We start from the raw sequence: 19,521 nt of genomic DNA on the forward strand, positions 1-19,521 counted from the left end.
GGACCGGGCACGCGCGACCAGGCAAGCTCCGAGAATGTTCAGAACGAATAGTTCGAACATCCAGGAGTCAACATGCGCACAGCGGCACAACGTTTGGGTGCAGCCGGGGAACAAGCCGCCGCCCGATACCTCAGCGAGCACCACTACGAGATCCTCGACAGGAACTGGCGCTGCTCGGCAGGGGAACTGGACGCCGTAGCACGAACGGCCAGCGGTCAGATCGCAGCCATCGAGGTGAAAACCCGTTCCTCCACGCGCTATGGCACGGGCTTTGATGCGATCACCACGCAGAAATACCGGCGGCTCCACAAGCTGCTGATTCTCTGGGCCCAGGCCCACCGGCTCTTCATCCCGCAACCACGCGTGGACATCATCGAGGTGTATCCCGATGGAACGGGCTACACCTGCCTTCTGCACCCGGCGGTGCAACCATGAGCACCGCACGCACCAGCGCTGCCGCCATCCACGGGGTCGGCGTCTCCCTGGTCGAGGTGGAAGCCGATCTAGGCAACGGCATACCCGGCTTCATCATCCTTGGCCTGCCTGACGCCTCATTGAATGAAGCCCGAGAACGCATCAAGGCCGCCGCGCGGAATACCGGCATCCCGTTGGCCAACCGCAAGCTGACGGTCAACCTCTCGCCGGCCACCCTGCCGAAATACGGTTCGGGATTCGACCTGGCGATCCTCATCGCCGCCCTTGCCGCCGATCAGCAATTGCACGCCAGCCCGGCCACCTTGTACCTGGCTGAGCTGGGCTTGGATGGGACCCTCAGGGCCGTGCCCGGCGTCCTGCCAGCAGTGCAGCTGGCCAAGGAGCATGGCCTGGAACGAGTCATCGTTGCTGAAGGCAATGGCAACGAGGCGCGATTGGTCGAGGGGATCGAGGTCATCTCTGCCCGCCATCTCGGCCAGGTGCTGCGCTATTGCGGTGCCCAGGATGAGCTGATCACAACCTATTTGCACCATCCGCTTCCAGCAAAATCACCCGCCGAATCAACGATGATTGGTGCTGGGAATGAGGAAGTCGATCTGCAACTGGTCAACGGGCAGCAAGAAGCCCGGCTGGCCTTGGAATTGGCCGCAGCCGGCGGACACCACCTGATCATGGTCGGCCCCGCCGGCGCGGGGAAGACCATGCTGGCCAAGTGCCTGCCAACCATCATGCCCCCGCTGGATGACCTGCAAGCGCTGGAAGCCACCGCAGTCCATTCCATAACTCGCGGGGCAATGCACGAGGTGAATCAGCTCCAGCGAACTCCGCCATTCGTCGCGCCACACCACACGGCATCGCTCTCCGCGCTCATCGGTGGCGGGACCTCACAGCTGATCCCCGGCGCGATCACCCGGGCGCATCACGGAATCCTGTTTCTGGATGAAGCCGCCCAGTTTAATACCGGAGCCCTCGATGCCCTGCGCCAACCCGTTGAGGAAGGCTATATCAATCTGGCCCGGGCCAAAGGCCACCAACGATTACCGGCCCGCTTCCAGCTGATCCTGGCATCCAATCCATGCCCATGCGGCCGGAACTTCGGGACGGGAACTGGCTGCACCTGCACGCCCATGGCTCGACGCAGATATTTTGCTCGCTTGTCCGGCCCGATACTGGATCGTGTCGACCTGCAGGTGCGGGTCAATCCGGTGCACCAATCGCAACTGCTGAGCACCGCGCCCAACGAATCCAGCCACGCGGTTCGCGAAAGGGTACTGGCCACCAGGGAACGCAGCCAGGAACGGCTACGGACGTTCTCAATCAGCTGCAACGCCCAGATTCCGACCCAAGTGCTGCGCCACGAGTTGAAGTATCCGGCGCAAACGAAGAAAGCTTTGGAACTGCTCGCCACCCGTCGTGGCCTCTCGGCCCGTGGCATCCACCGGTTGCTCCGCGTCGCGTGGACGGTCGCCGATCAACAACAGCATGCAGCTCCCACCGAAGACGACCTGGCCATTGCCGCTCACCTGCGGCAAAGCCTCGAGAATAGTTAGGCCACCTCCATGTCCATCAATCCGAACGCAACGCAGGCGCCAAGCCGTACCAGTGCGGAACGCCTGACCTACGCGCATCTGAACCAGCTGATCGAACCAAACGACTTCACCGCGTCGGCCTTGCTTCAGCTCATGAGCGCCTCGGAACTGCTGAGCCTGATCCGCAAAGAGGACTTCATGCCCACGGACCTGAAACCGAAAGTTGAGGAAATCCTCGGATTCAAGACCTCCTCGAATATGGCGCAAGATCTCAAAGTGGCATTGACCCGATGGCGGAAACGGATGCCGTTGAGCAACCCGCTGGCTGCGGTGGACACGGCCGCACGGCATCAAGGGGGATTGCTGATTCCTGGCGACGACCATTGGCCGGTGCAGCTTGATGACCTCAACCTGGGGCGACCGCTGTGTTTATGGTGGAGGGCCGGCAATCCGGCATTCTTGGGCGGCCAGGAGATAGGACGCAACGTGGCTATCGTCGGCTCACGCGATGCCAGCGACTACGGCGATCAGGTGACCTTCGACCTGAGCCGATCATTGGCGCTGCAGGGATACAGCATTGTTTCAGGAGGCGCCTACGGTATCGACGCCAGTGCTCACCGGGCTGCATTAACCGTGGAGGAGTGGTCCGCTGCGAACCCGCCGACCATCACCGTCATGGCCGGTGGCATTGACCGGCTCTACCCGTCGGGCAATAGCAATTTGCTCAATCAAATTGTGGCGCGAGGAGTGCTGTTTTCCGAGGTTCCCCCGGGTACGACATCTGCCAGATTCCGCTTCCTGAATCGAAACAGGATCATCGCCGCACTTAGCCGATTGGTGATCGTGACCGAAGCCAGGCATCGCTCAGGCGCGCTGAATACTGTTAGCCACGCAGTTGAACTAGGCCGTGATGTCGCCGCGGTCCCTGGCAGCGTATTCGCTCCGAATTCCGCAGGTTGTCACCGGTTGATTGGCGAAGGGAGTGCCGTCCTGTTGACCTCGCCGCAAGACGCGCTTGCACTGGCCGGAGCGCAGCACCCTGCACAGGGCACGAGTGAAGACTCCGCCCCGAAACGGCCCACCGATCAACTGGGCCGCGACGAAGGCATGGTCTACGACATCATGTCCTTCTCGAAACCGATGCTCGTAGACGAGATTTCCGCACGCAGCGGTATCCCGATCATTCAGACGCTGAAATCTCTGGGGCGGTTGGAAGACCTCGGCTTGGCAAGCACCGACGGGTTGTCATGGAGATTGCTCTACCAAGGCAAATGATCGCGGTCGGGTAAGCTCGGTGGTGATGAAGCAAGAATCTGCCTCGAAGCAAACAGCCGGGCCGTCAGCGAAGTTTTCAGAACCAGTTGCAGACTATCTGGAGTACCTGCAACGCGAACGCGGGCGCAGTGAGAATACTTTGCGCGCCTACGATGTTGACCTTCGAAATCTCGGACAGTTCCTCAAAGAGCGAGCCGCGGACCCGGCCTTGAAACAGGTTTCTGTTGACATGCTGCGAGACTGGCTGGCTTACCTTCACGAGTCCGATGTCTCGCGCACTACATTGGCACGTCGGATCTCGGCCGTTAAGAACTTCTTCGCCTGGGCGCTAAAGCACGAACTCATTGAGGCTGACCCGGCACTGCGGTTGGCTGCACCCAAGAAAGAGCGGCGTCTGCCTCATGTTCTTCAGCCCAGCCAGATTGACAGGCTGCTCTCGGACGAAACGGTTGCGTCCGAGGGAACAAGCAACGTCAACGGCGACGAGGATGAACAGGTGAATGATCCGAAATCGTTGGCTATCCAGTGCAGGGACAAAGTCATTGCCGAGTTGCTTTACGCCTCCGGACTGCGCATCAGCGAGCTAGTTGCGCTGGACATCGCAGATGTCGATTTTGAACGAAGGACCTTGCGCGTGCTGGGCAAGGGCAACAAAGAGCGCGTGGTTCCGTTTGGCAAACCTGCGGAACGGGTAATTATCGATTGGATTCGATCCCACCGCAGGATCTTGGCATCCGAGTCAGCAGGAGACGCTCTGCTGGTAGGAGTCCGCGGCTCAAGGCTCAACGTCCGGCAAGCACGTGAAGTCATAGCCACGGCTCTGCGCCTTCTTGGCGACACCTCGGCGAGCGGACCGCACGCACTACGCCATACTGTGGCTACCCATTTGCTTGACGGTGGGGCCGACCTGCGAGCGGTTCAGGAATTTCTCGGGCACGCTTCGTTGGCGACAACGCAGCTTTACACGCACGTTTCCGTGGATCGATTGCGGCAAAGCTATCGCCAAGCCCACCCTCGGGCCTGAAGATTTCCACCCAATCTGTGAAAATCATCGATCCGGGTGGCGAAAAGTGCCCTTCATCGGGCAAAATAGAAGTATCGGCGGCGAAAGCACCTGTTCGATGTTGACGTAGGGGAAGACGATCAACACCGCAACGGAGGATGGCATGTCTGCACCGATGACCAGAGGCGTGATATTTGTACATTCCGCCCCTGCAGCGCTATGCCCACATCTCGAATGGGCAATTGGGTCCGTGCTCGGTACCCCAGTCAAGATGGACTGGACCGAACAGCACGTCGCACCCGGATTTTGTCGCGCCGAAATTGAGTGGGTAGGCCCACAAGGAACTGGCGCGCTGCTCACCAGCGAAATGCACGGCTGGCAGCACCTGCGTTTCGAAATCACCGAAGATCCAAGCCCTGGCGCCGATGGCAGCCGTTGGTCTGTCACCCCGGACTTGGGGATCTTCCACGCGACCGTAGATGTTGCGGGCAACATCATGGTCGGTGAAGAACGTATTCGCTGGGCCTACGAAAAGGGCGACGGCAACCCATCCGTGTTCTATCAGGAAATGTCGATCGCCCTGGGTGAAGCTTGGGACGAAGAACTTGAACCATTCCGCCACTCTGGCGATGAGGCTCCTGTGCGATGGCTCAACCAGGTGGTATAGCGACTGGTTATTAAGTCTCTGGGTGTGTTTACAACTGCATCCAGTCAGACCCCGGTGGTGCGGGGTTGTTACCAAAAGAAGTGGGATCCCTGTTTGGGATCCCACTTCTTGATTTAACGCTGATGGCCTAGAAGCGCATTGGGTGATGGTGCTAGACTCATTGGCGATGAAGACCAGTCAGGCTTGCAATAGCCACTCCCGGAACGGCTATCTGGTCGTTCCCTGATACGCGGACCTCCCGGTGACCGAGACATTCAACGTACAGAATTTTCGGACACATAATGAAAGGGAGACATGACCGCACGATTCAACCACACGATCATCGCTTCGCTCGATTCCCAGCGCATGGCGGAGTTCTACACCAGCCTGCTAGAAGCGAAGCCCGCCCCACATTGGGGACCCTTCCGCAACATCAGCCTCGACGGCGGTGTGCTTCTCCAATTCGCAACGCCTCCGATCGACTTTCCACCTCAGCACTACGCATTCTTGCTCAGCGAATCGCACTTCGACCGCGCATACCAGAAGATCTGCACGGAAGGAATCGAACACTGGGCGGACCCGCGACGGCAGTGCCCCGGATCGATCAATCATGAGCATGGCGGCAGGGGAGTGTACTTGCTAGATCCGTCAGGCCACTATTTGGAATTGCTGACCAAGGGATATCTGGAGGGGCAACCCTAGCGCAGGACGTCGAAGACGTTTTTTTGAATGCCATTCGAGTACGTTTGGGAATCCACCAGCGTCAGCTTCTGCGCGTCTATGCTTTCCTGGCTGAACAGTCGCTTGCCTGCACCAAGCAGCACCGGGAATACGAGGAGGTTGTACCGGTCTATGAGCTGGTGCTCCTGCAGCGAGCGGACCAGCGTTGCTGAACCGTGAATGCTGATAGGTCCGCCTTCGCCGGCGCGCAGGCGAGCCACATCGGAGACCGAACGCAGAATCGTGGTTTCGCCCCAGTTATCCACCAGATCCTTCTCGGCCAGGGTCGTGGAGAGCACATATTTTGGCATCACGTTATAGTGCGGAAATTCTTCGGTCATCGAGGGCCAGACGGGGGAGAATGCCTGATAGCTGATTCGGCCCAACAGCATGGCGGAGGCTTCGGCCTGCTCGGTTCCTTTGAGCTCATATGCGGCCGGATCGAACTCGACGCTGTTCATGGTCCACCCGGAATTGCGGTAATCGGGTTCACCGCCCGGTGCTTCGACAACACCGTCGAGTGAGACAAACGCGGTGGCGATAAGTGTGCGCATGAGGGCAGCTCCTGACCTGAGGAAAGAACAAAGTTCCGCATCAACTAAGCGGATTTTGAGCGTAACAAGCACAGGCCAATGCGGACAACTATTTTCAGGGAAGCCGGATTATTAAACGCCGATGGGCTGGGCCAAGGAAAACTTTGGACCAGCCCATCGGCAAGCAGCTTCAGGAAGCTGGGAAGTGGCTAGACGCTTCGGATAGCGACGACAGCGTTGTGGCCACCGAAGCCGAAGGAGTTGTTCAGAGCCACGATGGTGCCTTCAGCTGGCAGCGGCTTTGGCTCGCCGGTGACGACCTTCAACGGGATCGCTGGATCCTGGTTATCCAGGTTGATCGTCACTGGAGTGGTGCGGTGGTAGACAGCCAGTGCGCACAGGACCGACTCAACGGCGCCGGAGGCACCTAGCAGGTGGCCCATCTGCGACTTGGTTGCCGAGACCCACACGTTGTCCAGCTGATCGCCCAGGGCATTCTTCAGCGCGGTGTATTCCGGTGCGTCGCCCACTGGGGTGGAGGTCGCGTGCGCATTGACGTGCACGACGTCCTCGGGCTGGATCAGGCCGTCGTACATGGCGGCCTTCAGCGCACGGGTGGCACCCATGCCCTCTGGATCGGGAGCGGTGATGTGGTGTGCATCGGAGGTGACGGAGGAACCGGCCAGCTCGGCGTAGATGCGGGCGCCACGAGCCAGTGCGTGCTCTTCGGCTTCCAGGACCAGTGCACCGGCGCCTTCGCCCATGACGAAGCCATCGCGGTCAATGTCGTAGGGACGCGATGCCTTGGCTGGATCGTCATTGCGGCGCGAGAGTGCATGCATGGAGGCGAACGCGGCCATTGGCATCGGGTGGATGGCGGCTTCCGCGCCACCGACCATGACCACATCGGCCTTGCCGGAGCGGATCAGGTCCAGGCCGACGTGCATGGCTTCGGTGCCCGAAGCGCAAGCCGAAACCGGGGTGTGCGCACCGGCTTCAGCGCCGAGATCCAGCGAGACTGCAGCGGCTGGGCCGTTTGGCATCAGCATCGGCACGGTCATCGGCAACACGCGGCGCGGGCCCTTTTCGCGAAGGGTGTCCCAGGCGTTGAGCAAGGTCCAGACGCCGCCAATGCCGGTGGCGAACGCGACGGCCAGCTTATTGTGGTCGATCTCGTCCTTGTTCAGGCCCGAGTCGGCCCAAGCTTCGCGAGAGGCAACCACAGCGAACTGCGTGGAAGGATCCATGCGCTTAGTTTCCGGGCGGGAGAGCACCTCGGTTGGCTGAACGGCAGCGCGCGCAGCGAAGGTGACCGGAAGGTCGAATTCCTTCACCCATGAATCCTCTATGGTTGCGGCGCCCGAGACGCCCTTCAAAGCGTTCTCCCAAAGGGTTGGGACATCTCCGCCGATAGGCGTGGTGGCTCCGAGACCGGTGATCACTACTTTGCGCGCCATCATCAAACTCTCTACTGTGCGATTAAGAAATTTAGGGGACCGGCTTGACGTACCGGTCGGTGTGCACGGCTTTCCCGCACAACGGTGGTGGCGATAAACGCCGAAAGCTTAGGCCTGTGCGCCGGCGATGAAGTTAACAGCGTCGCCTACGGTCTTCAGGTTCTTGACTTCCTCGTCCGGAATCTTAACGTCGAACTTCTCTTCTGCCTCTACGACGATGGTCATCATCGAGATCGAGTCGATGTCCAGGTCCTCGGTGAAGGACTTGTCCAGCTGCACGTCTGCTTCGTCCAGGCCGGTCTCGGAGTTGACGATTTCGGCGAGGCCCGCCAGGATTTCTTCGTTGCTAGCCATGGATGGCTCCTTTTCTTCAGTTGCCGGAGGACTCCGGTGTTCATTGTGGCTGTAACAAGCCCCTGCGAACAGGTTCCCGTCTCATGCCGGTGTGCTGAAACTTTGGTGCACTTGCATGCCCCGCAGTTTCGTCGGTTTAAAGCTTAGGTCAGAGATGAGCTTGCCGGTGGCATCATGGCTGTTTCGGCGCGCAATTCTTTGTGTGACGCCGGTTAGCTGGCAGTATGCTCGGCGACGAAGGCCTTGGCTGCCTCCAGATCGGCAGGCGACTTGACCGCCAGGGTCTTCACGCCCTTCAATCCGCGGCGAGCCAGGCCTACCAGGGTTCCGGCTGGGGCCAGTTCCAGGACTCCGGTCACGCCAGCGGCGGCCAGGGTCTCCATGCACAGGTCCCAGCGCACCGGGCGCGAGACCTGGGCAACGAGCGAGTCGAGGTTCGACTGTCCATCGGCGACTGGCTGGCCATCGAAGTTGGAAAGCAGCTGCACGCTCGGGTCGGCGGGAGTGAGCGTATCAGCCAGCTCCTTGAGGGTGCCTACCGCTGGCTGCATGTGCGAGGTGTGGAATGCGCCGGCGACCTTCAGTGGAATCACGCGCGCCTTGGCTGGCGGGTTCTCGGCCAGCTCGGCGAGCTGTTCGGTGGTGCCGGCGGCAACGATCTGCCCGCCACCGTTGGCGTTGGCCGGGGTGAGGCCCAGGCCGTTAAGAGTCGAGAGCACTTCTTCGGGATCGCCGCCGAGGACGGCGGCCATTCCGGTCGGGGTCGCTGCTGCTGCCTCGGCCATGGCGTTGGCGCGCACCTTGACGAAGTTCATGGCGTCGGCTTCAGCCAGGGCGCCGGTCAGTGCCGAGGCCGTGATCTCGCCGACCGAGTGGCCGGCGACGATGCTGCCGGCTGGCAATTGGTCGCCGAACAGCGCGCGGGCGGTCACCAAGCCTGCGGCGACGATCAGCGGCTGCGCGACGGCGGTGTCCTTGATGGTCTCTTCGTCCGAGACGGTGCCGTGGGCGGTGAGGTCACGCTCGGTGATGGCACTGAGGGCGGCCAGATGATCGGCAACGCCTTCGACTTCGAGCCATTCGGCGAGGAAACCTGGGGTCTGGGAGCCCTGTCCGGGGCAAACGATTGCTAACACTCTTACAGCTTTCCAAATATCAGGAGCTTTTGGCGCTTCATTTCGGTACCAAGCTCAAGGTGACTGTTTGTAGGAACTCTACAAAAGCTTATCTTATGGCGAACCAAAGTTCCCATGTAATGCGCTATGAGCGAGCACAAAGGTGTGCTGCGTCATGCATTGTCTTTGGGTGAAGCCTACAAGCTGAACTCATGGAGCCGGCCATAGAGCAGGGCCGATTGCAGCACGAAGGCATCCCTCGGCACCAACGGGTCCCAGCCGCTGACCTCGCTGACCCGCTTGAGCCGGTATCGCACCGTATTGGCGTGCACAAAAAGCTCACGCGCGGTGCCTTCCAGCGAATGGCCCAGTGCCAGGTAGCTCGAGAGCGTGTCGAGCAGCCCGTTGGACGCCTGCTGAAGCGGCTGGTAAACCTGTTCGATCAGCGCGGTGCGCGCAAGCTGGTCACCATTGCTGGCACGTTCCGGCCATAGGTCATCGGCACTCACCGGGTTGGGCGCCTGCGGCCATGCGCGGGCCGCACTGTAACCGGCAACCGCGGCGACCGCGGCATGGTGCATATCCTTCACGGTGGCTGCCAGCGGCGAATAGACCACCGGGCCGGGGCCGAAGAACCGGGTGAAGCGGGTGAGGTCAACCTCGTCGAACTTGGTATCCGACAGCATCAGCACCGACCGGTCGCCGAGCACCCCGACCAGCGAGTCGCGCGAATAGCGTGTGGCGACCCGGCGCAGGGTCGAGACGAAGGTCGCGGAATTGGCGGCCGGAGTGGTGCCGACCAGGACGCGGATGTCCTTCTGCGATTTCCAGCCGATGGCGGCGATGCGGGAGGCCAGCGAATCATGGGGTTCGCCATGGAGCACCGCATCCACCACGTGGGCTTCGAGCCGGGAGTCCCAGGCGCCTCGGGTTTCGGCGGCGCGGGCGTAGACGTCGGCGGCGGCAAAGGCGACCTCGCGCGAGTAGCGCAGCACCGCTTCGCGCAGAGCGGCTTGTTCGGACTCGGTGGCGATGTCCGGTACCTGGGATTCGACTACTTCCACGATGGTGCGCAGAAGCCCCAGGGCCTTTTGCAGGGAGATCGACCGGGTCAACTCCGTGGGCGCGGCGCCGAAAACGTCGGTGACCACCCAGGAGGGGGTGGAGGACGGGTCCTCGTACCAGGTGACGAACGTGGAGATGCCTTTTTGGGCGATCAGGCCCAGGGCCGCGCGCTCGTTGGGGTCCAGGGACCGGTACCACGGCAGCTGCTGGTCCAGGTATTTCAGGGCGGTGGTGGACAGCACGCCGATATGGCTTTGGAGCCGCTTGAGCGTTTGCGGGCTCGGCGGCTGGTGGTGGCTGGATCGGTTTTTCGGTGTGGCGGCATCGAGTTCGGGACTCATGACTTCAAGCTTAGTGACTTTTGCCCCGCGATGCGCATGTCAGGCAGGGTTATTAAAAAGCGCCTGCCCCGCAACGGAATCACCGTAGCGGGGCAGGCGCAGAACATGGCACGTAGTGCCGGCCCGGAGGTTTAGGCGTCGCCGCCTGCGTTGCCGGACTTGCCGGCGTTCGGGTTGTTCAGATCGTACTTGGCGTGGGCCTTCACCGCGGTGTCCGCAGGGATCTCGCCACGCTCAACCAGCGACTGCAAGGTCTGGACCACCAGGGAGTGGGCGTCGATCTTGAAGAAGCGGCGGGCTGCTGCACGGGTGTCCGAGAAGCCGAAGCCGTCAGCGCCCAAGGTGTGGAATTCACCTGGGACGTATGGGCGGATCTGCTCAGGGACTGCGCGCATGTAGTCGGTGGTCGCGATGACCGGGCCCGGGGTGGACTCCAGCTTGGAGGTCACGTACGGGGTTCGGCGTGCCTTGGATGGGTCGATCAGGACTTCGTCGTCGGCGTTCATGCCGTCGCGAGCAAGTTCGTTCCACGAGGTCACAGACCAGACATCGGCGGAAACGCCCCACTCTTCGGCGAGGATTTCCTGCGCTTCCAGAGCCCAAGGCACGGCCACGCCGGAGGCCAGCAGCTGTGCGCGCGGGCCGTCGGTGGTGGCTTCCTTGAGCAGGTGGATGCCCTTGATGATGCCTTCCACGTCAACGTTTTCCGGCTCAGCTGGCTGGCTGATCGGCTCGTTGTACACGGTCAGGTAGTACATGACGTTTGGATCCTGGTGGGTTCCGCCATACATGCGATCCAGGCCGGAGCGCATGATGTGGCCGATCTCGTAGCCGTAGGCAGGATCGTAGGTGATCACCGCCGGGTTGGTCGAGGCCAGGATTGGCGAGTGGCCATCAGCGTGCTGCAGGCCTTCACCGGTCAGGGTGGTGCGGCCGGCGGTAGCGCCGATGATGAAGCCGCGAGCCATCTGGTCGCCGGCAGCCCAGAACTGGTCGCCGGTGCGCTGGAAGCCGAACATCGAGTAGAACACGTAGATCGGGATCAGCGGTTCATCGTGGGTCGAGTAGCTGGTGCCGGCAGCGGTGAATGCCGCCACGGCGCCAGCCTCGTTGATGCCCGGGTGGATCAGCTGGCCCTGAGGGGATTCCTTGTAGGCCAGAACCAGGTCGCGGTCTACGGACAGGTAGTTCTGGCCACCTGGGTTGTAGATCTTCGCGGTCGGGAAGAACGAGTCCATGCCGAAGGTGCGCGATTCGTCGGGGACGATCGGCACGATGCGGTGGCCGAATTCCTTGTCGCGCATCAGGTCCTTGAGCAGGCGGACGAAGGCCATGGTGGTGGCTGCCTGCTGCTTGCCGGAACCGCGCTTGGCGATGGCGTAGGCCTTGTCGCCAGGCAACGGAAGCTTGACCGAGGTCTCCTTGCGGCGGGTTGGCACCGAGCCGCCCAGCGCCGCACGGCGTTCCATCATGTACTTGTACTCGGCCGAATCCTCGGCTGGGCGGTAGTACGGTGGCGAGTACAGGTCGGCTTCGAGCTGCTCGTCGGTGATCGGGATGCGCAGGTGATCACGGAACTGCTTGAGGTCTTCCATGGTCAGCTTCTTCATCTGGTGGGTCGCGTTGCGAGCCTCGAAGTGCGAACCCAGGCCGTAGCCCTTAACGGTCTTGGCCAGGATGACAGTTGGCTTGCCCTTGAATTCAACGGCTGCCTTATATGCTGCGTAAACCTTGTGGTAGTCGTGGCCACCGCGCTTCAGGTTCCAGATCTCGTCATCGGTCATGTCCGCAACCAATTCCTTGGTTTCCGGACGCTGGCCGAAGAAGTGCTCGCGCACGAAGGCACCGGACTCAGCCTTGTAGGTCTGGTAGTCGCCATCCGGGGTCTGGTTCATGATGTCAACCAGGGCGTTGGTCTTGTCGGCTTCGAGCAGGGCATCCCACTCGCGGCCCCAAGTTACCTTGATGACGTTCCAGCCGGCGCCGCGGAAGAAGGCTTCCAGTTCCTGCATGATCTTGCCGTTACCGCGAACCGGGCCGTCAAGGCGCTGCAGGTTGCAGTTGATGACGAAGTTCAGGTTGTCCAGCTTTTCGTTGGCTGCCAGCTGCAGGAAGCCGCGCGACTCTGGCTCGTCCATTTCGCCGTCACCCAGGAAGGCCCAGACCTGCTGGTCCGAGGTGTCCTTGATGCCGCGGTTCTGCAGGTAGCGGTTCAGCTGAGCCTGGTAGATGGCGTTAGCTGGGCCGATACCCATCGACACGGTCGGGAATTCCCAGAAGTCAGGAAGTGAACGCGGGTGCGGGTAGGAAGGAAGGGCGTGGCCTTCCTTGGAGTGCTCCTGGCGGAAGCCGTCCATATCCTCTTCGGACAGGCGGCCTTCGAGGAATGCGCGTGCGTACATGCCAGGGGAAGCGTGGCCCTGGAAGAAGACCTGATCGCCGCCGCCTGGGTGGTTCTTGCCACGGAAGAAGTGGTTGAAGCCAACTTCGTAAAGGGTAGCCGCACCTGCGTAGGTGGAGATGTGTCCGCCGACGCCGATGGCTGGGTTCTGGGCACGGTGCACCATGATTGCTGCGTTCCAACGCATGAATGCGCGGTAACGGCGTTCGATGGCTTCGTCGCCCGGGAAGTCTGGTTCCTGATCCACAGGAATGGTGTTCACGTAGTCGGTGGTGGTCACATGGGGGACACCCACGGACTTGGCACCTGCACGCTGCAAAAGCGAGCGGATAATGAACTGAGCACGCTCGGTGCCCTGGGATTCTACGAGAGAATCAAACGAGTCCATCCATTCCTGAGTTTCCTCAGGATCCTGATCTGAAAGCTGGTAAGTCAACCCGCTACGGATCTGGGAGATGTGTTCCTCTACAGCCACTGAAGCTCCTTGATTGAATTGCGGCTCCGCTGCGTTGCAGTTTTCCACTGCGATGCGACGGTTTTGGGACAACGGGTGCAGTAACACTGGAGTGATGTGCACTGTCGGTTCATATGCAACTCTAATGTCATTTTTGCGGGCTTGGGAGCATATTTCTGGCCCAAAAACCGCTTAAATCTGACTTATAAAGTGACTTGCGCAACATCGTATGGGAGCTATCTGGATAATGCACCTGTCGGTATGATGTGGGCCACCGGATTGTGGGTTATATTTGTTCGGCGTGTTATTGCTGCAGCGCTTGAATGGAACAGGAAAACCGTGTTTCGTTGGTAGTAACGCTTTGCACCAGCAGGAGGAATGAAGTGAGCGACGCCGTATCGGCAAATCTGGAGCCCGCCAAAAAAATGGGGTTCCAAAATGAAAACCTTATTCAGGAACTGGGTTACGACGATGACGTGGATTACGATCTGCGTGACTCGATCGAGGATCTGATTGGTTCAGAGCTGCTCACCGAAGAGGATCATGACGTTGTCGACGCAGTTATCTTCTGGTGGCGCGATGGCGACGGAGACCTTGTAGATTCGTTGATGGACGCGTTGAACTGCTTGGACGAAAGCGGCGTAGTCTGGCTGCTCACCCCAAAGCAGGGCCGCGAAGGTCACGTATCCCCAGCACTAATTCAGCAGGAGGCGCCAAGCGCTGGTCTGCATGTGACGACCAGTGAAGGCGTATCGGAGGACTGGTCCGCAGTCCGCCTGGCCCCACGTAAGAAGAACTAATGATTCAAGCAGGTTCGCGCCTGTTCGATTTCTCGCTGCAAAATCAATACGGTGAGTCGATAACCAGCACCGGGCTTTCCCAAGGCCGAGTGCTGGTTGTCTTTTACCCATGGGCATTTTCGCGAGTCTGCGGTTCGGAGCTGGCGGCGCTTAATGAAGAGCATGATTACTTTGCACAGCGCGGGGTGCGGATCATCGGCATTTCCGTCGACCATAAATTCACGCTTCGCAACTATGCGGAATCGATGGAACTGAAGTTCGAGCTTCTCGCGGATTTCTGGCCACACGGGGAAGTGGCGCGGCGAATTGGCGCTTTCGACGAGGCTCAGGGTGTAGCGACCAGGCTCTCGTTGCTCATCGAAGATGGCGTGGTTCGCAATATTTTCCATAGTGCGATGACCGAAGCCCGCAAGATTCAAGATTACAAGGACGGGGTTGACGCCCTGTAGGGGCGGCTGAATTCGCTGGTGTTCCAGTTCACGCGGAAAATGCGGTTCTCGATTTGCGCGCCACCAAATATCTCTGTAAAGTTATTCCTCGTTGGCTTTCAAAGCGAACATGGTTAGGGCCTTTAGCTCAGCTGGTAGAGCGTCACGTTTACACCGTGAATGTCATCGGTTCGATCCCGGTAGGGCCCACCAAACAGAAATCCTCGATCCACACGGATCGAGGTTTTTTGCATTTCTGCATTTTCCGGCGTTGTACTGGTGGGCCGATTGGCACCTGAATTATTTACCGAGGCGCACCATGGTAGTCGTTCCCATGATGCCGGCTTCGTACGAAATCTCGTCCTTGTGAAATGTAAATTTCTTGGTCTTGTCGCTTGAGGCCAATATTGCGTTATCAGTTGTCTTTCGGTCCCGCTTGGAAGTCCATGAGTAGGTGTCCGCCGCTGCATGCGGCTCTTCGAATGAACCAACCCAATAGAGCGATTTCGTGTCCCCGTGATTCGTGACCCAATTGATGGTTATGGTTTCTGAATCGATAATGGCTTCCTGATAAGCGTCCGCGTCCATCGAATTCTTCTGCTTCCATGTGCCCTGCATATCGATGGGCTGAGCGGATTCTGACGAAACTGGGGTGACGGTTGGGGATGAGTATGCTGATCCGTCGGACGGTGATTGGCTTCCGCAGGAGGCCAGTGCGAAGCTAAGGGCGATTGACATGGGGGCGAGAATTTTCTTCATGCCTATAGCCCGATCGATCGTTCCGACAGTTTGGCTGATTGTTTCTTAGGCACGGGTGCGGACAAACGGGAAGCTGCAGGAATATGGCGTTCCAGTGGTGACGCTCGGCACTCTTATTGATTTTTGACGATTTCAATTTGCCAAGTCAGTCCCGGGTGTACTAAATTATTTCTTGTTGCAGAAAACGAACAAAACAAAGAGATTTGTAAGCGTCGGAGCTGCAGGAGGGCCTTTAGCTCAGCTGGTAGAGCGTCACGTTTACACCGTGAATGTCATCGGTTCGATCCCGGTAGGGCCCACAGAAAAGAAACCCGTTTCCATCAGTCAACTATGGCTGGTTGAAACGGGTTTTTGTTATTTTCCGAGGGTACGTCAATGACGGGCCTCATGATAGAACGTCGATTTCATATCCGGGGGAGTGTCCCCATCTCTTGCACTGAAGCAGCGGAATTGTAGCTACTAGTGTGTTTCTCCAGGCTATCGTGGCTTCGCGCTAGTGCCTGTCTTACGAGAATAGCCAGCGACGTTTTACTGAACCGCTAAGCGCCACAGGGTTGTTGTTTCCACGGATCGGGCCGAGTAGAGCAGATCCGACTGATCAAAAGCCCTAGCATGTTGTGGTTGGGCATCGATTCGACCAGCAACCTTTAGTCCAGCGTCATTGATAGCTGTGGCCAGAGCCTGGCTAGTTCGGAGCCCGAGTAATTCTGCCAGATCCGAAATGATCAACCAGGCTTCACCATCTTCGGTGAGATGCTCAGGCAGGCCACGAAGAAACTGCAACAGCATTTTGCTTCCGGGGTCGTAGATGGCTGCATCAAGACTGGTTGGGGCGCTGCCCGGGAGCCACGGAGGATTGCAGATAATCAGTGGTGCTTTGCCATCGGGGAACATATTGGTCAGTTCGGCGTGAGCCGAGCTTGAAATACCAAGTTGCGCGAAATTCTGGTTTGCGCAGTCCACCGCACGCTGGTGAATGTCCGTGCCGATAACTTTCTTCACGCCACGGGCTACCAACAGGGCTGCGAGCACACCAGTCCCGGTGCCTATGTCAAAGGCAACCTGGGCGTTCTTGATCGGCGCCTTGGCAACAAGGTCCACGTACTCCTGTCGGGTGGGCATGAAGGTGCCGTAGCTGGGGTAGATTTTCTTCCCTAGGGCCGGAACCTCCACTCCATTGAGGAACCATTGGTGGGCGCTGAGAACTCCGGTCAATTCCTGCAGACTCACTGCTGCTTGGCCAGCGTAGCTGCCTCGGGACTGTTCATATCCGAACGCGATCGCGGCTCCCACTTCAGGCGCTCTAGTCAGAGATATCTGCGTGGACTCAGGTGTGCCGTTAACAGACAACGGGACCAACAACAGGGAGAGCATCCGGGAACGATGCGCCCGTGCTTGGCGAATGGAATAGAACTTCTGCTCGTCGCTTTGCCCTCGTTTGAGAGATCGGCCAGCCTCGATATTGCCAAGTCTTCGATCCATGGCTGACAGTAATTGCCTGGCGTTGTTGTAGTCGCCGTGCCATAACATCGCAATGCCCTGTGCCGCATTTCGCATCGCAGCATCTGCGCTGAGCCGATCGTCTACAGCGACAACTTTCTTGGGAGCAGGTCGGTCGTTGGCCGAGAACCATGAAGCGTGATGGCCTATGCCATCGAGGGTCCACGAAATAGTAGGTTCGGAAATGCCTGATGCAGTGCAGATGGCTCAACGCCCTGTCGATTTGCGGTGCTCACCCGTTGGAGAACCGCGCATGAGCTGTGCAGCTGCGAGGGTCGTTGAGCGCAAGTCTACCGACGAATTCGGCTGGAGGTGCGCGTGCGGAGACCCTACTCGACTTTTTCGGATTCCTCAGGTTTTGTCGAATACGTCCAGCAAGTACGTAGCGGGTCGACAGCCCATTCATGAATGGGGCCTGTAGCGTCGAAAGTGTTCGTTGTTCAATCGACTGCAAAAGGAGTTCATCTGATGGGTTTAGGCGATAAGTTCAAGAACAAGGCTCAGGAAGCATCCGGCAAGGTTAAGGAGTCTGTCGGAGATGCAACCAACAATGAGGATTTGCAGGCTGAAGGCGTTAAGGATCAGGCCGCGGCCAAAGCGAAGCAGGCCGGAGAAGCTGTCAAGGATGCAGCCAAAGACGTCCGCGACGACTTCAACAAGTAGCAGTTAGTTCAACAAGGGCACCCACCATACGGTGGGTGCCCTTGTTGCCTCTAGCGTGAGGGACGGTACTGTTCCAAGAACGTTGCAACTGTTAGCGCGCTGTCTTCTTCGTCCGCGAGTTTGGTCGAGAGCCATTTCGCACTTTGGCGATATTGCTCATTGCCGACTGCTTCGTTGATGGCTTCGGTGAGCGAGCCAACCGTCAAGTTCTTGAAGGGGATCGGGGCGGTGCCCGCTCCGAGACGGTGCAGTTGAGCAGCCCAGAAGGGCTGATCGGTGAAAATCGGTACCGGCACTGCCGGGGTGCCAGCGCGCAAGCCGGCGGCCGTCGTGCCCGCACCGGCATGGTGCACCACCGCAGTTACCTGAGGGAACAACCACTGATGAGGCACTGGACCAATGCCCAGTACGTCGGTCTCACTAAATTCTCCGGCGCCTTGGACGATGGTGCGGCGGCCAGTGCGGCGGGCAACTTCAAGTAGGAAGTCTAGTTCCAAGGCCTGGGTGCTCCCGAATCCAAGGAATGTCGGTGGCTCTCCGGCGGAGAGGAAATCTCGCAGCTGAGCTGGGGCGCTCCACGAAGGGTCGGTCGCCGGCCACCAGTAACCGCAATTGATGATGTTCTCGTGCCAATCAGCCGGGCGGGGCACAACTGCGGAGCTGAAACCATTAAGGACTGGTTGACCGGTCTTTCGGCGCTGGCGTTCTGTGGCCGCCCGGCTTCGCTTGGGCAGTCCCAGTTCTGTGCGTATGCGTGCGGTTGGCGCATCATAGGGGGCCTTTGCCGATGAAAGTAGGTGATGCAATGCCCGGTTTCCAACGTTTCCAAAACTTCGGGCAGTGCCTAAAGTCATCGGTGCGTATTGACCGCTTGGTTCGGTGGGTTGCAAATGTGCGCTGATGGACGGGATTCCTAGCGCCTCGGCGACATCGAAGGCGAAGGGTGCCACTGAATTTGCGAGAATCAAATCTGCACAGTGCTCTGCGGCGCGCAAGGTGCCGGTGGCCGCTTGATCAAAGTAGGTGCCCAATTCTGCGAGGTAGTTTCGCAAATCCTTGGGACTGGTCTTTGTGCCGGGGGCTGCAGGATTCACCAGAGCGCTCATGTCGCCTGGAAGCTCGTGGAAAGCGCATCCGGAAGCGGCAACCACCTCTTGATACGCAGGGTTTGCTGCGATCGCGACATCAAAACCTTGCCGGATGAGTGTCTGACCTAGGCCTGCCATAGGTGTGACATCACCACGGGTTCCAGGGGTAACCATCAGTACACGCATGAATCTCCTGTAACATTAATTGCGAACAGTGTTCGCGATTAACTATACAGTCTCCAGGAGCACGAACTGTGGCCAAGAATCCAACGCAGAGGACCACCGGTCCAAAACCTCAATACTCGCGCGAGAAAATCGTTGATGTTGCCGTTGGCCTCGCCGATGCTGATGGAATTGAGGCTGTTTCGGTGCGGAGCGTAGCGTCGAAGCTCGGCACGGGGCCTGCATCTCTCTATCGATACGTGAAGTCCTACGATCAGCTCACCGAACTGATGGTGGACCGCATCAGTGCTGAGTATGACTATGAGGCATGTTCGGGCTCCGCAATTGAGCAGCTGTTGGAAATAGCTCGCCAAGGCCGTCGGATCATGAGTCGTCACCCGTGGGTTCCGTTGATCGTAATGCGAAACCAGGTGGTGACTCCCAATTCCTTGGTGTACCTAGAGCGTGGTTTGCTGGCCCTGGCCGACACGGATTTGAGCGCTGCCCGAAAACTGCACACTCTCGCAATGCTGAACTCCATCACTGCCGCATTTGCGCTCAATGATCAGAGCCAGCGTGGGCAGCAGGACGCTTCAGCCTTATTGAATGCCATGCAGATGGGTTCGTACCCGCACTTGCTTCTAGCGCTGAGTGAAATCAATGAGCCTCTGGACCTGGATAGCGCATTCGAGCAGGCCATCGTTACGTATCTTCGGGGTGTTGGAGTGGGGAAGTACCCGTACGCATAGCCTTAGTATGAAATCTTCTATACGTAGATGACAAGGTATGACAG

At 59.1% G+C, this 19,521-nt stretch carries 19 protein-coding genes and 2 tRNA genes; 12 read left to right on the plus strand and 9 right to left on the minus strand.

Annotation, left to right across the window (positions count from 1 at the left end; genetic code table 11):
• Positions 1-72: 72 nt before the first annotated feature.
• The 6 genes from D3791_RS15655 to D3791_RS15680 all read left to right on the plus strand — a co-directional run bounded on the left by D3791_RS15655 (position 73) and on the right by D3791_RS15680 (position 5,590).
• On the plus strand, positions 73-435 hold the full coding sequence (locus tag D3791_RS15655) for a YraN family protein (RefSeq protein WP_022876617.1): 363 nt from the start codon (positions 73-75) through the stop codon (positions 433-435).
• Positions 432-1,985: a YifB family Mg chelatase-like AAA ATPase gene (locus D3791_RS15660; protein ID WP_172512758.1), complete on the plus strand. Its 1,554-nt coding sequence runs from the start codon at positions 432-434 to the stop codon at positions 1,983-1,985. The genes D3791_RS15655 and D3791_RS15660 overlap by 4 nt, the downstream gene beginning before the upstream one ends.
• Before the next feature lie 9 nt (positions 1,986-1,994).
• Complete coding sequence (dprA, locus tag D3791_RS15665) at positions 1,995-3,239, plus strand: DNA-processing protein DprA (protein WP_172512759.1); 1,245 nt, start codon at positions 1,995-1,997, stop codon at positions 3,237-3,239.
• A gap of 25 nt (positions 3,240-3,264) precedes the next feature.
• The gene (locus D3791_RS15670) at positions 3,265-4,263 is read left to right on the plus strand and encodes a tyrosine recombinase (protein ID WP_172512760.1); all 999 of its coding nucleotides are present in this window, start codon (positions 3,265-3,267) and stop codon (positions 4,261-4,263) included.
• Positions 4,264-4,405: 142 nt separating this feature from the next.
• A complete protein-coding gene (locus tag D3791_RS15675) occupies positions 4,406-4,909 on the plus strand; it encodes a DUF3145 domain-containing protein (protein WP_022876613.1) in 504 nt (167 codons plus the stop codon).
• A 294-nt stretch (positions 4,910-5,203) separates the two neighbouring features.
• Positions 5,204-5,590, plus strand: a complete 387-nt coding sequence (locus D3791_RS15680) for a VOC family protein (protein WP_172512761.1) — start codon at positions 5,204-5,206, stop codon at positions 5,588-5,590.
• Here D3791_RS15680 and D3791_RS15685 read toward each other — a convergent pair.
• From D3791_RS15685 to aceE, 6 genes are all read right to left on the minus strand, one after another.
• Positions 5,587-6,162: a dihydrofolate reductase family protein gene (locus D3791_RS15685; protein WP_172512762.1), complete on the minus strand. Its 576-nt coding sequence runs from the start codon at positions 6,160-6,162 to the stop codon at positions 5,587-5,589. The two genes, D3791_RS15680 and D3791_RS15685, sit on opposite strands and share 4 nt — an antisense overlap.
• 188 nt (positions 6,163-6,350) lie before the next feature.
• The gene (fabF, locus tag D3791_RS15690; protein ID WP_172512763.1) at positions 6,351-7,598 is read right to left on the minus strand and encodes a beta-ketoacyl-ACP synthase II; all 1,248 of its coding nucleotides are present in this window, start codon (positions 7,596-7,598) and stop codon (positions 6,351-6,353) included.
• Positions 7,599-7,706: 108 nt separating this feature from the next.
• Entirely contained in the window at positions 7,707-7,952 is a 246-nt protein-coding gene (locus D3791_RS15695) for an acyl carrier protein (protein ID WP_022876609.1), read from the minus strand.
• 212 nt (positions 7,953-8,164) lie between these two features.
• Positions 8,165-9,088: an ACP S-malonyltransferase gene (locus D3791_RS15700; RefSeq protein ID WP_022876608.1), complete on the minus strand. Its 924-nt coding sequence runs from the start codon at positions 9,086-9,088 to the stop codon at positions 8,165-8,167.
• A 176-nt stretch (positions 9,089-9,264) separates the two neighbouring features.
• Entirely contained in the window at positions 9,265-10,473 is a 1,209-nt protein-coding gene (locus D3791_RS15705; RefSeq protein ID WP_172512764.1) for a PucR family transcriptional regulator, read from the minus strand.
• Between the two features lie 131 nt (positions 10,474-10,604).
• A complete protein-coding gene (gene aceE / locus D3791_RS15710; protein ID WP_022876606.1) occupies positions 10,605-13,349 on the minus strand; it encodes a pyruvate dehydrogenase (acetyl-transferring), homodimeric type in 2,745 nt (914 codons plus the stop codon).
• 404 nt (positions 13,350-13,753) lie between these two features.
• Here aceE and D3791_RS15715 point away from each other — a divergent pair, with 404 nt between their 5' ends.
• The 3 genes from D3791_RS15715 to D3791_RS15725 all read left to right on the plus strand — a co-directional run bounded on the left by D3791_RS15715 (position 13,754) and on the right by D3791_RS15725 (position 14,769).
• Positions 13,754-14,128, plus strand: a complete 375-nt coding sequence (locus D3791_RS15715; RefSeq protein WP_152485573.1) for a DUF3052 domain-containing protein — start codon at positions 13,754-13,756, stop codon at positions 14,126-14,128.
• Positions 14,128-14,577, plus strand: coding sequence for a redoxin domain-containing protein (locus D3791_RS15720; RefSeq protein WP_172512765.1), 450 nt, complete (start codon positions 14,128-14,130; stop codon positions 14,575-14,577). The genes D3791_RS15715 and D3791_RS15720 overlap by 1 nt, the downstream gene beginning before the upstream one ends.
• 116 nt (positions 14,578-14,693) lie before the next feature.
• A tRNA-Val gene (locus tag D3791_RS15725) sits at positions 14,694-14,769 on the plus strand.
• Between the two features lie 87 nt (positions 14,770-14,856).
• Here D3791_RS15725 and D3791_RS15730 read toward each other — a convergent pair.
• The gene (locus D3791_RS15730) at positions 14,857-15,315 is read right to left on the minus strand and encodes a hypothetical protein (RefSeq protein WP_172512766.1); all 459 of its coding nucleotides are present in this window, start codon (positions 15,313-15,315) and stop codon (positions 14,857-14,859) included.
• A gap of 226 nt (positions 15,316-15,541) precedes the next feature.
• On the opposite strand from D3791_RS15730, the gene D3791_RS15735 reads away from it, so the two are divergent.
• Positions 15,542-15,614 (plus strand) — tRNA-Val (locus D3791_RS15735).
• Positions 15,615-15,843: 229 nt separating this feature from the next.
• On the opposite strand, the gene D3791_RS15740 is transcribed toward D3791_RS15735, so the two are convergent.
• On the minus strand, positions 15,844-16,872 hold the full coding sequence (locus D3791_RS15740; protein WP_172512767.1) for a methyltransferase: 1,029 nt from the start codon (positions 16,870-16,872) through the stop codon (positions 15,844-15,846).
• Positions 16,873-17,283: 411 nt separating this feature from the next.
• Between D3791_RS15740 and D3791_RS15745 the strand changes: the two genes are divergently transcribed.
• Positions 17,284-17,478 (plus strand): CsbD family protein, encoded by a 195-nt coding sequence (locus tag D3791_RS15745; protein ID WP_022877055.1) that lies wholly within the window; start codon positions 17,284-17,286, stop codon positions 17,476-17,478.
• A gap of 50 nt (positions 17,479-17,528) precedes the next feature.
• Here the strand turns inward: D3791_RS15745 and D3791_RS15750 are convergent, their stop codons facing one another.
• On the minus strand, positions 17,529-18,752 hold the full coding sequence (locus tag D3791_RS15750; protein ID WP_172512768.1) for a glycosyltransferase: 1,224 nt from the start codon (positions 18,750-18,752) through the stop codon (positions 17,529-17,531).
• 68 nt (positions 18,753-18,820) lie between these two features.
• Here D3791_RS15750 and D3791_RS15755 point away from each other — a divergent pair, with 68 nt between their 5' ends.
• On the plus strand, positions 18,821-19,477 hold the full coding sequence (locus D3791_RS15755) for a TetR/AcrR family transcriptional regulator (protein ID WP_172512769.1): 657 nt from the start codon (positions 18,821-18,823) through the stop codon (positions 19,475-19,477).
• Positions 19,478-19,521: the final 44 nt, after the last annotated feature.

Source organism: Glutamicibacter mishrai (assembly GCF_012221945.1).
Lineage (GTDB): Bacteria > Actinomycetota > Actinomycetes > Actinomycetales > Micrococcaceae > Glutamicibacter > Glutamicibacter mishrai.

What these genes read in the sequence shown, in the direction of transcription:
- D3791_RS15655 (WP_022876617.1), top strand. Translation starts at nt 73, where the DNA reads ATGCGCACAGCGGCACAACGTTTGGGTGCAGCCGGGGAACAAGCCGCC.
- D3791_RS15660 (WP_172512758.1), top strand. Translation starts at nt 432, where the DNA reads ATGAGCACCGCACGCACCAGCGCTGCCGCCATCCACGGGGTCGGCGTC.
- dprA (WP_172512759.1), top strand. Translation starts at nt 1,995, where the DNA reads ATGTCCATCAATCCGAACGCAACGCAGGCGCCAAGCCGTACCAGTGCG.
- D3791_RS15670 (WP_172512760.1), top strand. Translation starts at nt 3,265, where the DNA reads ATGAAGCAAGAATCTGCCTCGAAGCAAACAGCCGGGCCGTCAGCGAAG.
- D3791_RS15675 (WP_022876613.1), top strand. Translation starts at nt 4,406, where the DNA reads ATGTCTGCACCGATGACCAGAGGCGTGATATTTGTACATTCCGCCCCT.
- D3791_RS15680 (WP_172512761.1), top strand. Translation starts at nt 5,204, where the DNA reads ATGACCGCACGATTCAACCACACGATCATCGCTTCGCTCGATTCCCAG.
- D3791_RS15685 (WP_172512762.1), bottom strand. Translation starts at nt 6,162, where the DNA reads ATGCGCACACTTATCGCCACCGCGTTTGTCTCACTCGACGGTGTTGTC.
- fabF (WP_172512763.1), bottom strand. Translation starts at nt 7,598, where the DNA reads ATGGCGCGCAAAGTAGTGATCACCGGTCTCGGAGCCACCACGCCTATC.
- D3791_RS15695 (WP_022876609.1), bottom strand. Translation starts at nt 7,952, where the DNA reads ATGGCTAGCAACGAAGAAATCCTGGCGGGCCTCGCCGAAATCGTCAAC.
- D3791_RS15705 (WP_172512764.1), bottom strand. Translation starts at nt 10,473, where the DNA reads ATGAGTCCCGAACTCGATGCCGCCACACCGAAAAACCGATCCAGCCAC.
- D3791_RS15715 (WP_152485573.1), top strand. Translation starts at nt 13,754, where the DNA reads ATGGGGTTCCAAAATGAAAACCTTATTCAGGAACTGGGTTACGACGAT.
- D3791_RS15720 (WP_172512765.1), top strand. Translation starts at nt 14,128, where the DNA reads ATGATTCAAGCAGGTTCGCGCCTGTTCGATTTCTCGCTGCAAAATCAA.
- D3791_RS15730 (WP_172512766.1), bottom strand. Translation starts at nt 15,315, where the DNA reads ATGAAGAAAATTCTCGCCCCCATGTCAATCGCCCTTAGCTTCGCACTG.
- D3791_RS15740 (WP_172512767.1), bottom strand. Translation starts at nt 16,872, where the DNA reads ATGCGAAATGCGGCACAGGGCATTGCGATGTTATGGCACGGCGACTAC.
- D3791_RS15745 (WP_022877055.1), top strand. Translation starts at nt 17,284, where the DNA reads ATGGGTTTAGGCGATAAGTTCAAGAACAAGGCTCAGGAAGCATCCGGC.
- D3791_RS15750 (WP_172512768.1), bottom strand. Translation starts at nt 18,752, where the DNA reads ATGCGTGTACTGATGGTTACCCCTGGAACCCGTGGTGATGTCACACCT.